General features: G+C 48.3%; 12 protein-coding genes. All 12 read left to right on the forward strand.

From position 1 onward, the window contains the following. Nucleotides 1–67: 67 nt before the first annotated feature. A complete protein-coding gene (locus tag B9A14_RS02080; protein ID WP_084663544.1) occupies nt 68–910 on the forward strand; it encodes an ABC transporter ATP-binding protein in 843 nt (280 codons plus the stop codon). Nucleotides 911–932: 22 nt separating this feature from the next. Next, nucleotides 933–1,676, forward strand: coding sequence for an ABC transporter permease (locus B9A14_RS02085; RefSeq protein ID WP_231967875.1), 744 nt, complete (start codon nt 933–935; stop codon nt 1,674–1,676). A gap of 102 nt (nt 1,677–1,778) precedes the next feature. After that, complete coding sequence (locus tag B9A14_RS02090) at nt 1,779–3,872, forward strand: ribonucleoside triphosphate reductase (RefSeq protein ID WP_084663546.1); 2,094 nt, start codon at nt 1,779–1,781, stop codon at nt 3,870–3,872. Further along, a complete protein-coding gene (locus B9A14_RS02095; protein WP_231967876.1) occupies nt 3,869–4,618 on the forward strand; it encodes an anaerobic ribonucleoside-triphosphate reductase activating protein in 750 nt (249 codons plus the stop codon). The genes B9A14_RS02090 and B9A14_RS02095 overlap by 4 nt, the downstream gene beginning before the upstream one ends. Nucleotides 4,619–4,813: 195 nt before the next feature. Beyond that, a complete protein-coding gene (locus tag B9A14_RS02100) occupies nt 4,814–5,068 on the forward strand; it encodes an AbrB/MazE/SpoVT family DNA-binding domain-containing protein (protein WP_084663548.1) in 255 nt (84 codons plus the stop codon). Continuing rightward, the gene (locus tag B9A14_RS02105) at nt 5,056–5,505 is read left to right on the forward strand and encodes a type II toxin-antitoxin system VapC family toxin (RefSeq protein WP_084663550.1); all 450 of its coding nucleotides are present in this window, start codon (nt 5,056–5,058) and stop codon (nt 5,503–5,505) included. Before B9A14_RS02100 ends, B9A14_RS02105 begins: the two co-directional genes overlap by 13 nt. A gap of 26 nt (nt 5,506–5,531) precedes the next feature. Further along, entirely contained in the window at nt 5,532–7,592 is a 2,061-nt protein-coding gene (locus B9A14_RS02110; protein WP_084663552.1) for a molybdopterin-dependent oxidoreductase, read from the forward strand. Nucleotides 7,593–7,666: 74 nt separating this feature from the next. Further along, the gene (locus B9A14_RS02115) at nt 7,667–8,245 is read left to right on the forward strand and encodes a 4Fe-4S dicluster domain-containing protein (RefSeq protein WP_084663554.1); all 579 of its coding nucleotides are present in this window, start codon (nt 7,667–7,669) and stop codon (nt 8,243–8,245) included. A gap of 109 nt (nt 8,246–8,354) precedes the next feature. After that, nucleotides 8,355–9,602 (forward strand): PucR family transcriptional regulator, encoded by a 1,248-nt coding sequence (locus B9A14_RS02120; RefSeq protein ID WP_172839011.1) that lies wholly within the window; start codon nt 8,355–8,357, stop codon nt 9,600–9,602. A gap of 138 nt (nt 9,603–9,740) precedes the next feature. After that, nucleotides 9,741–12,074, forward strand: a complete 2,334-nt coding sequence (locus tag B9A14_RS02125) for a molybdopterin-dependent oxidoreductase (RefSeq protein ID WP_172839012.1) — start codon at nt 9,741–9,743, stop codon at nt 12,072–12,074. 21 nt (nt 12,075–12,095) lie between these two features. Continuing rightward, a complete protein-coding gene (locus B9A14_RS02130) occupies nt 12,096–12,716 on the forward strand; it encodes a 4Fe-4S dicluster domain-containing protein (RefSeq protein WP_084667009.1) in 621 nt (206 codons plus the stop codon). Between the two features lie 11 nt (nt 12,717–12,727). Then, complete coding sequence (nrfD, locus tag B9A14_RS02135) at nt 12,728–13,945, forward strand: NrfD/PsrC family molybdoenzyme membrane anchor subunit (protein WP_084663561.1); 1,218 nt, start codon at nt 12,728–12,730, stop codon at nt 13,943–13,945. Nucleotides 13,946–13,962: the final 17 nt, after the last annotated feature.

Consider the following 13,962-nt stretch of genomic DNA (forward strand, 5'->3'; position numbering starts at 1 on the left):
CCAGTTAAAAACTATGGTTCCACATCCTTTGGTCTCCAAGTCATTAGAAAGGGTGAAAACTGAGCAGTTGATTAAAATCCTGGGCCTCACTAAATGCTATGGCCAGATCCGGGCAGTAGATAATCTGTACTTAAAGATACATGAAGGCGAAATTTTTGGACTCCTGGGGCCTAATGGTGCGGGGAAAACCACTACTGTTCGCATGTTGACTATGCTCACGCGCCCTACCTCGGGCGAAGCCTACATTGCGGGCTATGAAATACGCCGGGATCTCGCCAAAGTGCGCCAGGTCATCGGTGTAGTACCGCAGCACTTTAACCTTGATAACGAACTTACTGCTTGGGAAAACTTAGAGCTCCATGGACGGCTTTACCATATACCTGCTCCAGAGCGGAACCGGCGGATAGAAGAACTCCTAGATTTCGTGGAACTTAAAGCGCGGGCTGACGATCTGGTGGGCACTTTCTCCGGGGGAATGAAACGGCGCCTTATGATTATAAGAGCCCTCCTACATAAGCCCCGGGTTCTTTTTATGGATGAGCCTACCGTGGGTCTAGATCCCCAGGCCAGGCGCAAGATCTGGGACTTTATCCGGCGGCTAAATAATGAAGGGGTGACTGTTCTTCTTACCACCCACTATATTGAAGAGGCCGAAGCCCTTTGCCACCGGGTAGGCATTATGGATAAGGGGAAACTTATCGCCTTGGGGAGCCCGGCTGAGCTAAAGCAAAAAGTAGGGCGGATAGTAGTGGAAACTTTTAAGGATAAGGAAACAGAATACCGCTTCTTTTCTTCCCGAGAGGAGGCTCTAGGCTATGCGCGCGAACTCTCCGGCAATATAGTTATAAGGGAGTCCAACTTAGAAGATGTTTTTGTAGAATTGACCGGCCGCAAGGTCGAGGCAGATTAACTAAGATACGCCTTAAGTTAAGGTGGTGATAAAAATCGAGTTTTATACTGTTTTCTGGCGCGAGATGCTGGCCTTCAGGCGCACCTTTTACAAGTTTTTGGCCTCAAGACTCATAAGTCCCCTTCTTTATCTTGTAGCCTTCGGTTGGGGTTTAGGTAGGGGGATAAGGCTTAATGGCTATAATTATCTGGACTTTGTAGTACCCGGTATTATTGCCCTTTCGGCCATGAGCACGAGCTTCAATGCTGTCGGTTTCTCCCTTAACATGAGCCGCTTGTATTATAAAACCCTAGAAGAATATCTCCTGGCTCCCATAAGCAGCATAAGTTTAGTATTAGGTATTACCTTGGGTGGCACTGTGCGGGGGTTAGTGGCCTCCCTTATTATCCTGGTACTGGCTTTTCTTTTTGGTTCTTCTATGTTCCTTAATCCATGGTTTTTTGTAATAATTATCTTGACTAGCTTTCTCTTTTCTGCTCTGGGAGTGGTGGCGGCCATGACCATCAACTCCCACGAGGATATGTCTAACTTTTCTACCTTTGTTATTTTACCCATGTCCTTCTTAAGTGGGACCTTTTTCTCACCGGAACATTTGCCCCGCCTTGTGACCTATATCATCAATGTCCTGCCCCTTACACATGCTAGTTATGCCTTACGGGCCCTAGCCCAGAGGGGGGAACTCTTACCTTTTTCTTTAGTAGTGTTGCTGGCCTACGCCTCAGCCCTTTTTGCTGCCGCTGTGGTAATTGTTGGAAAAGCGAGGTAAATGGGGCCAAACGACTAAACGCGGAAGGAATTTCCCTTTTTATGTCGAAACGCCACTTTGATACGAAAGCAGGTTTAACCCAGGATAAGGGGGAAGCCAAAGGTGTTACCCAAGAAAATAATCAAACGAGATGGCCGGGTAGTTGATTTTGACCAAGAAAGGATAATCAATGCCATCTTTAAAGCAGCTAAAGCTGTAGGGGGCCAGGATCGGAGGCTGGCTTGCGAACTGGCCAACCAGGTTACAGCACTAATTGCCCAGAAATTTACAGATCGTTTACCTACAGTGGAAGATGTGCAGGATTTAGTAGAAAAGGTTTTGATAGAGAATGGGCATGCCCGGACGGCTAAAGCCTACATCCTTTATCGCCAGCAGCACGCGGAGTGGAGGGATTTCCGGAATCTTTTAGTTAATGTAGAGAAAATGGTACAGGACTACCTGGACGGACGCGACTGGCGTATTAACGAAAACAGCAACATGAACTATTCCCTCCAGGGCTTAAACAACCATATTATCTCGGCAGTAACCTCTAAATATTGGCTGGAGAAAGTGTATCCTCCAGAAATACGCCGGGCCCATGAGGAAGGTTTCATACATATTCATGATTTGAGTTTACTTGCGCCCTACTGCTGTGGCTGGGACCTAGCGGATCTTTTGGAAACCGGCTTTGCTGGAGTAGGCCAGAAGGTAGAGAGCGCCCCGCCCAAACATTTCCGCACAGCATTGGGCCAGATTGCCAACTTCTTTTATACCCTCCAGGGCGAGGCGGCTGGTGCCCAAGCCTTCTCTAACTTCGATACGTATCTCGCGCCCTTTATTCGTTATGACGGCTTAGACTATCGCGAAGTAAAGCAAGCCATGCAAGAATTTATCTTTAACCTTAACGTGCCCACCCGGGTAGGGTTCCAAACCCCCTTTGTTAATATTACCCTGGATGTAGTAGTACCCCAGATACTAGCTAACGAGCCGGTGATAATCGGGGGCAAACGGCAGAAAGCTTGCTATGGTGAATTTCAGAAGGAAGTGGATTGGCTAAATCAAGCTTTCTGCGAAGTAATGATGGAAGGGGATGCCCGGGGGCGCATTTTTACCTTCCCCATCCCTACCTATAACATCACCGATGAATTCCCTTGGGAGAGCCCGGTGGCTGAGCGTATCCTGGCTATGACTGCTAAGTACGGCATCCCTTATTTTGCTAACTTTATTAACTCTGATCTAAAGCCCGAAGATGTCCGGAGCATGTGCTGCCGCTTGAGGCTGGATAACCGGGAACTTAAGAAAAGAGGGGGCGGTCTCTTCGGTGCTAACCCCCTTACAGGATCCATCGGAGTAGTCACTATAAATCTGCCCCGGCTAGGATACTTAAGCTCTACAGAAGAAGAATTTTTCCTTAAACTGAAGCAGTATATGGACCTGGCCAAAGAAAGCTTGCTCATAAAGAGGGGTGTGCTGGAGAAATTAACGGAACAAGGCCTTTACCCTTACTCCCGTTTCTATCTACGGCATGTTAAGGAACGTTTTGGCAGGTATTGGGAGAACCATTTTAATACCATTGGCATCGTAGGGATGCATGAGGCTTTACTTAATTTCCTGGGGCAGGGTATAGAGACGGCGGAAGGTAGACAATTTGCCTTAAAAGTCCTGGATTTCATGCGGGAAGTCTTGACTTCTTACCAAGAAGAGACAGGACAGCTTTTCAATTTAGAAGCCACTCCGGCTGAAGGAACCTCTTACCGCCTGGCGAGGCTAGATAAGTCCCTGTATCCAGATATTATAACTTCGGGAAGGCAAGAACCCTATTATACCAACTCCACCCACTTACCAGTAGACGCTACCTGCGATGTTTTCGAGGCCCTGGAGCACCAGGATGAGCTACAGATCAGGTACACGGGCGGTACTGTCTTTCATGCTTACCTAGGCGAGAGGGTAACGGACCTTACGGCTTGCCGCAAATTTTTGCAAAGGGTTTTTACTAACTTCCGCCTACCTTACCTAACCATCACCCCCACCTTTAGTGTTTGCCCAGAACATGGATACCTTGCAGGGGAGCAATGGACATGCCCTTCTTGCGGCCAGGAAACTGAAGTGTGGAGCAGAATAGTGGGCTACTACCGGCCGGTCAAAAATTGGAATAAGGGTAAACAGGCTGAATTTAACATGCGCCGGACCTTCCTACTGGAGGGAGCAGCAGGATGAAAGGAAAAAATATAAAGATGAATGATAGCCTTTCTCCCACCTATGAGGAGCTGTATTTTAGGGGGGTACACAAGACTAGCCTGGTGGATTTTCCGGGTGAGGTCTGTACCACCCTTTTTTGTGGCGGTTGCAATTTTCGCTGTCCTTGGTGTCACAATGCGGATCTGGTTTTACGTCCCCAGGTTTTACCTATTTTCCCAGCTAAGGAAGTTATAAAGCTTTTAGAGCGACGGCGCCATCTAGTAGAGGCGGTTTGTGTAACCGGAGGGGAACCCACCTTAAGTAAAGGTTTGGAAGATTTCCTGGTTCAACTAAAGAATAAGGGATTTAAAGTAAAGTTAGATACCAATGGAACCCAGCCGGGTGTGCTAGCTAGACTTCTAGAAAAGAACCTGCTAGATTATGTGGCCATGGACATTAAAGCGCCTCCTGAAAAGTACGACCTACTTGCCGGAACTAAGGTAGAGATGACAGCTCTCTTAGAAAGCATAAAAATTCTTAAAAATAGCCCTATAGCTTATGAGTTCCGCACTACAGTAGTTCCTACTCTTATTACCCTGGAGGATCTTAAAGCTATAGGAAAATGGCTTTTAGGAGCTAGATGCTTTGTTTTGCAACCCTTTAAGGCTTCAAGTTCCCTTATTGATATGACCCTTGCCCAACTTCCCCCTTGCCCGGAAGAACTGTTAACTAAAGCCGCCTCCTACCTGCGGTACTACTTTATGAAGGTAGAAGTTAGAAACTAAAGTTCCCGCTGGCCGCTTATGCTTAAATAATGCAAGTCCTGCACGCTACAAGGTATTTGCCAACAAAAGCCAAGTAGCCTGTCCTAGGTGCAAAACAGGAGATAACTTAGGCAAATTAAGTATTGAGTTTCCTTTTTTCATACCTTAAAATAAAACTACATAAAGATTGTCGATTGTGTAGGAGGTTTTTGTTCAATGTCTGAGGATATCATTATTGAAACCCTAAAACTTGGAGCCAGGTGCCAAATGGTTTTGCCCTATAAAATCCGGAAAAGCCTTGGCTTGTCTGAAGGGGATGAAATTTTAGTCCAAAAAACAGGAAACACAATAGTAATAATCCCTAAACCGAAGAGTTATGCCGAACGTCTTTTAGGTCTCCACCGCGAGATATGGAACGGGGTAGATCCTGACAGCTATGTCAATAAGGAGCGGGATTCATGGGGGAATTAGCCAAAGTTATTCGTGGTCATAAAAAAGTTGCCCTTGATACCAACTGCTTTATTTACTACTTGGAGGCGGCTCCTAGGGCAACAATACTTAAGGAAGACGTTTTTAGCCCTTTAGAACAAGGGAGATTTCAAGCGGTTACTTCTACTCTAACATTGGCAGAAATACTGGTAAAGCCTAAATCGCTTGGTAGGGAAGACATCTGTATGGAATATGTAATATTACTTTCTTCCTATCCCAATCTGACCATCATTCCTTTTACCCTGCCGATAGCTGTCCGCTGTGCAGAAATCCGAGCCGAATACCATATCCGTACACCCGATGCCATACAATTAGCTACAGCAATCGAAAGCCAAGCTACCATATTCCTTACTAACGATTTGAATTTACCCAAACAAATAGGCCAACTTACCATACTGTTTCTCAAAGATTATTTATAGCCTTGAAATCGAGGCGTGCTGAAAAAATGGTGTTGGGAAAGGAATACCAGGTTTACCGCAATGTATGCCCACGGAATTGTTTTTGTACTTGTAGCATGCTTTCTTACGTCCGGCACGGGCGCTTAGAGAAAGTTGCCGGGGATCCCTTGCATGGCTTTACCCGGGGACGCCTCTGCGCTAAGGGGTATGCTTATGTTCAGCGCGTGTATGCTCCCGAACGTGTTGTATTCCCTTTACGTCAGGAACCCCGGGGTTCCGGGAACTGGAGGCGGATCTCCTGGACAGAAGCCTTGGATATTATAGCGCGTAAGATATTGGAAATTAAAGGTCGTTATGGCTCCCTTTGGCCCATAGCCCTTTATGTGCATTATGGGCACCTCGGTCTTTTGCACTTGGCCGTAGAGGGTTTTTTTGATGCCCTCGGGTTTATAACCAAAATTCAAGGAAACTTGTGCTGGTCAGCCGGTTTAGAGGCCAATCTCTTGGACATGGGCCGCAATCTACAACCGGATCCCGAAACTATGGCGAACGCCCGGTCAATTATAATCTGGGGGGCCAACCCTGCCTGGACAGCCCTCCATCAGATGCATTTTATAGATGCTGCTCGTCGCCTGGGGGCTCTAGTGGTGGTAATCGATCCTTTAATAACAGCTACTGCTGCTCAGGCTGACCTTCATATCCAGGTAAACCCGGGCGGCGATGGCGCTTTGGCCTTGGGGGTAGCTAAGTACCTGGTAGAAAAGGGATGGTACGAAAAAGATTTTGCTAAAAAATATCTCTTAGGTTGGGAGGAGTTCAAATCTTATCTCCAAAACAAAATAAAATATACCGATATATATCGGGTCGCCGGAGTGGACCAAGCTAGCATAGAAGAGCTGGCGAAAATCCTTGTAGAGCATCGGCCGGTAGCTTTATGGAAGGGCATGGGGCTCCAGAGGTATACCAACGGCGGACAGAACATCCGGGCTATAAACGCCCTGGCTGCTCTGGCTGGTTGCCTTGGTTCTTCTGGTGGTGGGCTTTACTACGCCAGCCTACAGACGTGGGATCTATTCAACTTTCATGCTAGGAACTGGTCGCCACCACCGGGGGTCAAGGGCGAACATCGGTACTTGCCCATCACCAGGGCGGGAGAAGGGTTACTTGCGGCCCAGGAACCCCCAGTCAAATTCTTATGGATTGCCCGGGCCAACCCCTTATCCCAGGCCCCGGATCCGGCAGCCTTGCAGCAAGCCATGTCCAATATGGAATTGGTGGTTCTGGTGGACCAGTTTTTGACTTCCACATCTCAGTATGCTGATCTATTTTTACCTTGTACAACTCAGTTTGAAGAATGGGAAATAATTCCTAGCTATTGGCACTGGTGGGTAGCCATCAATCAGCAGGCTATCTCCCCAGTAGGAGAATCCAAGTCAGATCTGGAGATTGCCTGGAATCTTTCTGCGCGCCTTAATGAACTCTCGCCTGGAAGTTGTAATTTCCCTACTGGTGGGGATGAAGAGGAGTGGGTAGCGGCCGAATTCAATCCTTATGTTTACCAGCTACTAGGTATCAAGGATTACCGCGAGCTCTTGCAGGGCCCGCGCAAGCTTAAAATGCCCGAAAGAGGAGGGGAGCCTAGCTTTGCCACCCCTTCGCGCAAGTATGAACTTTATTCTGCAAAGGCTAGGCAAGCGGGATTACCGGCCATTCCCGTCCTGACAAGCCCCCTTTCACCTCCTCCACCTTATCCCTTCCGATTGCTGACTCCTCACTTCCAGGGAGGTAACAATTCCCAATTTTTAAATCTACCATGGTTGATATCTGGTAGCCGGGAACCTGTGCTCCGGTTGCATCCTGCTATAGCGGATAAGTTAAACCTAAAAAGCGGGGACTTGGTCCGGGTTTACAACGACCAGGGAGAACTGGTTTTACCAGTCTTGGTGACCCAAAGGGTTCCTCCCCAGGTGGTCGTCTGTTACCAGGGGGGAACAGGTGGAAAGATAAATAGGTTATTGGGTGGCGTGGAAACCGACCTGGGTAAAGAGGGAGCGGGGGCCCCGGCTCCCGCTTACTTTGAAACTTTTGTAAATATAGCGCGAGTATAAAATAACTATTTTACCCTCATGCCGTACAGGCGGCATCATATTTTCAGAGCAGGCTACTAGTTTAAGGAGGTCTTATGGGATACAGAGTATTTTTGCTGGATATAACGCGCTGTATCGGTTGTCGTAGCTGCGAACTGGCTTGCAAGAGTGAATATCATTTGGCAGAGGGCCAGTCTTTCCGGCGGATATATGAGGTAGAGTGGCTCACCCCGGAAGGGTTAGTAGTCTTATATCTTTCCCTAGCCTGCAACCACTGCGAGCATCCAGAATGTTTCCGGGTGTGTCCTCACCGCACCTACCGGAAAAGGAGAGACGGGGTGGTGATTCACGAGGCAGGTCGTTGCGATGGCTGTGGCCGATGTGTCCAAGCGTGTCCCTATAAAGCCCCCCAATTTGACCAGGAGAGGGGTAAGGTAGATAAATGCCATTTTTGTTATGCCAGGCTGGATGCTGGTCTACTACCGGTATGTGTGGAAGCCTGCCCTACAGGGGCTTTAAACCTCGAGGAGGGAGAAAGAGGCCTGGCAGATACGGTAGATAAAATTCCTGGTCTTCCAGATCCTATACTTACAGGACCTTCCCTTCGTTTCCGTTTATCAGGGAGGTTAAAACCCTTGTTAAACAGGCCAAATATTCTAAGTTCTTTTTTGTAACTTTAGGCAACTAAGTGAAGGACTTAAACAAAGGATGTTTCCCCAAGCGCCAGTGCCCCGGTCTGGGAAATGTTTCGGAAACATCTAAGCAAGGATGAGGGTGGGAGGGATGAAACCTAAACCTGTAACCCGCCTGCTTTTAAGTATGGCGAGGGAAGAGGGCTTGACAGGCCTGGCTAAGATAGTCGCCGAGGAATTCCGGAATCCAGTAATCATCACTGACGCCACCTACCGGATCTTGACAGGCCAACCTTTCCTAGGGGTTCAATATCCTTGGCCTGAGCATCTGCCTCTACCAGTACCCCTTCCTTCATCTTGGCCAGAACTGAAAGGACGCTTGCTTAAAGGCACTCTGTGGAACGACGAAGGGTCTCCAGTGAATTACACGGCTGTACCTTTAGGAGAGGAGCGGTTGGAAGGCTTTCTTTTTGTCCTGGAGATGGTTGGCCCTGTAAATAAGGATTTGGGCGATCTTCTTACTGAGGTATCCCTTCCCGTACTAATAGAACTTAAGAAAGAGAAAGCCCTTTTAAACCAGGAGAAAAAGTATAAGAGAGAATTTCTTTTAGAGATCCTTTACAATAACTTCGAAGACTTTGAGAGCTTGGTAGATAGAGGTAAGACATGGGGGTGGAATTTAAACCTGCCTTATGCTTTGCTCGTCCTTCAACTAGACGAAGAACAAGGACTTCCAACGACAAGCGAAATCACACTTAAGGAAATTAACGAGAAGTTTAACGAAATAGTAGTGGCTTATGCCGAAAAGAGAGGGGCGATAGCTTTAGATATCAAGGGCCAGGTGGTCATCCTTCTACCTTACACTTTAAAGGAGGATAAGCCCCAAAGGAAAAAAGCCATAGAAGACTGGGTAAGGGAGCTGCGGAGATATATTCTAAAGCGATCCCCCAGTTTTTCCTTCTCCGCCGGGGTGGGTGAGTTTTATACCGGAGTGACGGAACTTTACAAGGCTTATCAAGAGGCCAAGACAGCTCTTAAATTGGGGGTGCTGTTTAAAGGTAGAGGAACCCTCACTTATTTTAGCGAGCTGGGGATAATCCGCCTGCTTTATAAATTAGGCGAGCTGGAGCTGCGGGACTTCTGGCAAGGGATCCTTGGACCACTGCTAGATTACGACCGGGAACAAGGCTACGAACTTCTTAATACTTTGAAAGTATATTTCCAGTGTAATGGTGATCAACAGGAGACGGCAAGAAAGCTATTCATCCACCCCAATACTCTAAAGTATAGACTAAAGAAAATTGAGGAGATCACAGCCCTGAAACTGGATAATATTGAGGCCTTGGTGAACCTGTATTTGGCGCTACAAGTTATGCACCTCCAAAGGGAAAACAAATAAGCTTAGGCTTTATTAAATTTGTCCCTCTATACAAAGGGGGCTTTTTTTATTTTAGCGGAGGGGACAAAGGAAGAGTACCTGGCCATCTAGAAAAAGTGAAAGCAATCTCAATATTTGTCTGGAGAGGAGGAGAAAGGATTGTCGGGCAGGATATCCCGCCGAACCTTTCTAAAAGGAGCGGCAGTTCTGGCCGCGACATCTGGGGTAAGCTGGTCAGCTACCAAGGCTTACCGGTGGCTGTCTCCTGCGGAAGCTGCTCCTTTAGCCCGGGAGGAAAAGGTGGTAAGAACCGTCTGTTCTCCTAATTGCTGGCAAACATGCAATCACCTGGTCACGGTCCGGGAAGGGAAGGTAGTTAAGATAGCTCCTGCCCCCATGCCGGATCCGGAATATAACCGCATATGTCTCCGGGGCCTTACCCATATCCAGCGCCTTTACCATCCTGATAGATTAAAATACCCTATGCGCCGCATAGGCGAGCGGGGAGAAGGTAAATGGGAGAGGATAAGCTGGGATGAGGCGCTAGATTTTATTGCCGGCAAATTCAAAGAGTTACGTGATAAGTACGGTCCCCAGGCTATAGCTGTAGTACATCAGTCTGGCAATTACGGGCTCTTGAACGGGGGATATGGTGGCGCTTACCGCTTCGCCGGGGTTTTAGAGAGCGTGTTGGCCTCGGGTAGCGTCGATCAGGCCGTATCCATCGGGTTTTCCTCTGCTCTGGGTACAGGTATTTTCGATGCTTATAGCAATGAATGCGCTGACTGGGTGAACGCCAGGACTATTATCTTGTGGGGCAGCGCCTGCGCTGAAAGCCAGATCAATGAATGGCATTTTATCTGGGAAGCGGTGGAAAAGGGTGCCCATCTAGTGGTTATCGATCCTATTTATACCACTACGGCCCAGAAGGCCCATACCTGGGTCAACTTAAGGCCAGGTACTGATATAGCCTTTGCCTTAGGCTTGCTTCATGTCATCATCACCAGAGGCCTCGTAGATAAGGAATTCACCTTAAATAAAACATGTGCTCCTTTCCTGGTAAGAGAAGATAACAGGTTGTTCTTGCGGCAGGGAGAAAAGCCGCTGGTGTGGGATACCCGTTCTGGGCGGGCAGTTCCCTATGATACTCCCAGTATTGTTCCTGCCTTAGAAGGCCTGTTCGAAGTAAACGGGGTTAAATGCGCTACTGTCTTTAGCCTACTTAAAACGGTCGTCCAGGATTATAGCCCGGCTAAGGTGGCTGAGATAACGGGTGTAAGCCCGGAAGTAGTGGTTAAGGTGGCCACTTTACTGGCTACCAACCGGCCGGGAGGTATCAAACATGGCTATGGTGCGGACCGCTACCACCATGCGGATCTCCTCGGCCAGGCCATGATAACCCTTTTAGGTCTTACTGGCAATATCGGAAAATCGGGCAATATTCTAGGGATTTTCTTTGCGGGCTTCGATCCTATGGTTTATAACGTTAATTGGCTATTCCCCCGAGGAACCTTTCCTAAGATGCTGCCCTTGGTCCAACTCCAAGATACAGTCATCAAACAAAATCCCTATCCTATAAAGGCCTTTTATATCACTTGTTCCAACCTGTTGGTTCAGACTGCTGACCGGAACAGATGGCTGCGCGAGGTATGGCCCAAGCTGGAATTGGTGGTGGCCGTGGACCAGTTCTTCAATAACACGTTGAATTATGCAGATATCGTCCTCCCCGCTGCCCATTATTACGAAACCGAAGAGATAGTGCTTTCCGGGGATGTTCCCTATGTCCTGTACCGGCAGAAGGTTATAGAGCCCTTATGGGAAGCCAGGCCTGACTGGGAGATATACCGCGGGATAGCTTCCAGGCTTGGTTTAGGCCAGTATTTCGGTTCTATAGAAGAAGAATGTGCCAAGTGGTTAGATATGCCTTTGATGCGCCAGCAGGGCATCGACTACCAGCGTCTTAAAAAAGAGCAGGCCATCCGGTTCCTGCCCAAACCCTATATCCCCTGGCAAGATGGCAAGTTTAAAACTCCCACCGGTCGCTTAGAGTTTTATTTAGAGAAGAAAGTGCCCCAGGGAGAAGAGCTGCCAGTGTTCAAGTGGCCCTTGGAAGCAGGCCCTGATAGCCCCCAGGCGGCTAAGTATCCTTTGATCCTTATTACTCGCCACGAGAAGTTCCGTATCCATTCCCAATACGAAAACCAACCTTGGTTGCGGGAAATTAATCCGGAACCCTTTGTGGACTTAAACCCCCAGGAAGCCCGTAAGCGAGGGATCGGCGACGGCGATCTGGTAGAGGTCTTCAATGATCGCGGCCATGTTACTTTACGCTGCCGCTATAACGAAGCTATCCCGCCGGGAGTAGCCCACATCCAGCAGGGTTGGTGGTTTTACCGTGACGGCCATCACCAGGAACTCACCCATGCCCGGTACAAAGAAAACACCCTTAACTATTCTTTCTTTGATGTGCGGGTAGAAGTAAAAAAAGCCTAAAGGAGAGGGGAGGTGCTCTTGGTGGCTAAAAAGTATGGTATGGTTATCGATCTTAGACGCTGCATCGGGTGCCATACTTGTGCTATAGCGTGTAAGCTAGAGAACAACGTACCTATGGGCTTGTTTTGGAATCGCGTTCTTACCAGAGGCGGTCCTGGCCTGGATATTCCTGAGGGGAGTTATCCTTATTTAAAACGGGAATATCTACCCGTAGCTTGCCAACACTGTGAAAATGCCCCTTGCGTTAAGGTGTGCCCCGTAGGGGCTACTTATAAAGATCCCGACGGACGGGTGCTCATTAAATATGATCGGTGCATAGGATGCCGCTACTGTATGACGGCCTGCCCCTATAATGCCCGGGTCTTCAACTGGCAGGAACCCCTTAGGATTCCGGGACACTCTTACGGGAGCCAAGGGGTGCCTGATCGTAAGCGAGGAGTAGTAGAGAAGTGCTCCTTTTGCCAGCAGCTGGTAGATGCTGGGGGCGAGCCCTTCTGCGTTACCTGCTGTCCGGCTAGGGCGCGGAAGTTTGGGGATTTAAACGATCCGGAAAGCGAGGTTTCCCGTCTCCTCCGGGAACGTCCTGCAGAACGGCTACTAGAGGACCGGGGTACTAGGCCCCAGGTTTATTATCTGCGTTAGGGGGGTTAAGGATGAAGGATAAAGGATATTATCTATGGCTGGGGATTTTATCGGTCCTATCAATCTTAGGCTTGGGGGCCTGGATTTATCAGGTGACCCATGGCCTGGTAGTTACAGGGATGCGCAACATCGTAACTTGGGGGCTTTATATTACCGCTTTCATGTTTTTGGTGGGGTTGTCGGCGGGGGGTATCATCGTATCTTCTTCGGCTACGGTTTTTAACCTACCTCAGTTTAAACCTGCAGCCCGGCCCGCCGTCCTCCTTTCGGTAGTTTCTATACTTATGGCTACTCTCTTCATCTTTGTTGATCTCGGTCGGCCAGATAGGGTACTGAATCTATTAACTTCGCCTAAGCTTAATTCTCCCTTGGTCTGGGATGTGATCATCATAACTTTATACTTGACCCTTTCCTTGTACTACCTCTATCTAATGGGCCAGCCAGAAACGGGTGAAGACAGGTTACGGGTGGTCTCGGCTTTAGCCCTTCCTACAGCTATACTGGTACACTCGGTTACCGCCTGGATATTTGGTCTCCAGATCGCCCGCCCCACCTGGCATAGCGCGTTGCTCGCCCCTTTGTTTGTGGTCTCAGCTTTGGATTCTGGGCTTGCCCTTCTGCTTTTGGCCTTGCTGGTTCTAGATCGTTCTGGCTGGTACAGGGTGGATAAATCTCTTTTTTCTACTCTAGGAGGAGTACTGGCAGTTTTAATTGCCGTAGATGTGTTCTTCGTATTTTCTGAGGTCCTTACCGCCCTCTACCCTGCTGAAGAACGGCTTATGAGGTATGTAAATCTTCTGCTAAAGGGGAGCCTGGCTCCCTATTTTTGGGGAGAGATTCTCCTGGCTGTTATTCCTTTCTTGCTCCTTGTGTTTCGTTCCAACCGAGAGAAACCTGGGCTGGTGGGCCTAGCCGCAAGCTTAGTAGTAATAGGTGTGTTTCTAAAAAGGATATGGTTACTTTTCTCTGCCTTACTTCTACCCTTGCTTCCCTACGCACCAGGGGTACCCTTGGGAAGCTATCTCTTTCCCCCTTTTGAATTCACCCGTTATTATCCTGTGGCTTGGGGGATAACTGGTAAGTATACCCCTACTTGGGTAGAAATAGGGATATTTATAGGCATTTTTGCCTTCGGCGCCCTTCTGTTTATTATACTTGCCAGGGCCATTTTAGTGCCAAGTACCCTTAAAGGAACCCGAGGGCTTTATTCTCGTGGCCTGACCAGCTAAAGAGACTAACTCCTAAA

It is taken from the genome of Thermanaeromonas toyohensis ToBE (assembly GCF_900176005.1).
Lineage (GTDB): Bacteria > Bacillota > DSM-521 > Neomoorellales > Neomoorellaceae > Thermanaeromonas > Thermanaeromonas toyohensis.

Bases quoted from the DNA above. Each gene is read 5' to 3' on its own strand.
- B9A14_RS02095 (WP_231967876.1), top strand. From the start codon at position 3,869: ATGAAAGGAAAAAATATAAAGATGAATGATAGCCTTTCTCCCACCTAT.
- B9A14_RS02100 (WP_084663548.1), top strand. From the start codon at position 4,814: ATGTCTGAGGATATCATTATTGAAACCCTAAAACTTGGAGCCAGGTGC.
- B9A14_RS02105 (WP_084663550.1), top strand. From the start codon at position 5,056: ATGGGGGAATTAGCCAAAGTTATTCGTGGTCATAAAAAAGTTGCCCTT.
- B9A14_RS02110 (WP_084663552.1), top strand. From the start codon at position 5,532: ATGGTGTTGGGAAAGGAATACCAGGTTTACCGCAATGTATGCCCACGG.
- B9A14_RS02115 (WP_084663554.1), top strand. From the start codon at position 7,667: ATGGGATACAGAGTATTTTTGCTGGATATAACGCGCTGTATCGGTTGT.
- B9A14_RS02120 (WP_172839011.1), top strand. From the start codon at position 8,355: ATGAAACCTAAACCTGTAACCCGCCTGCTTTTAAGTATGGCGAGGGAA.
- nrfD (WP_084663561.1), top strand. From the start codon at position 12,728: ATGAAGGATAAAGGATATTATCTATGGCTGGGGATTTTATCGGTCCTA.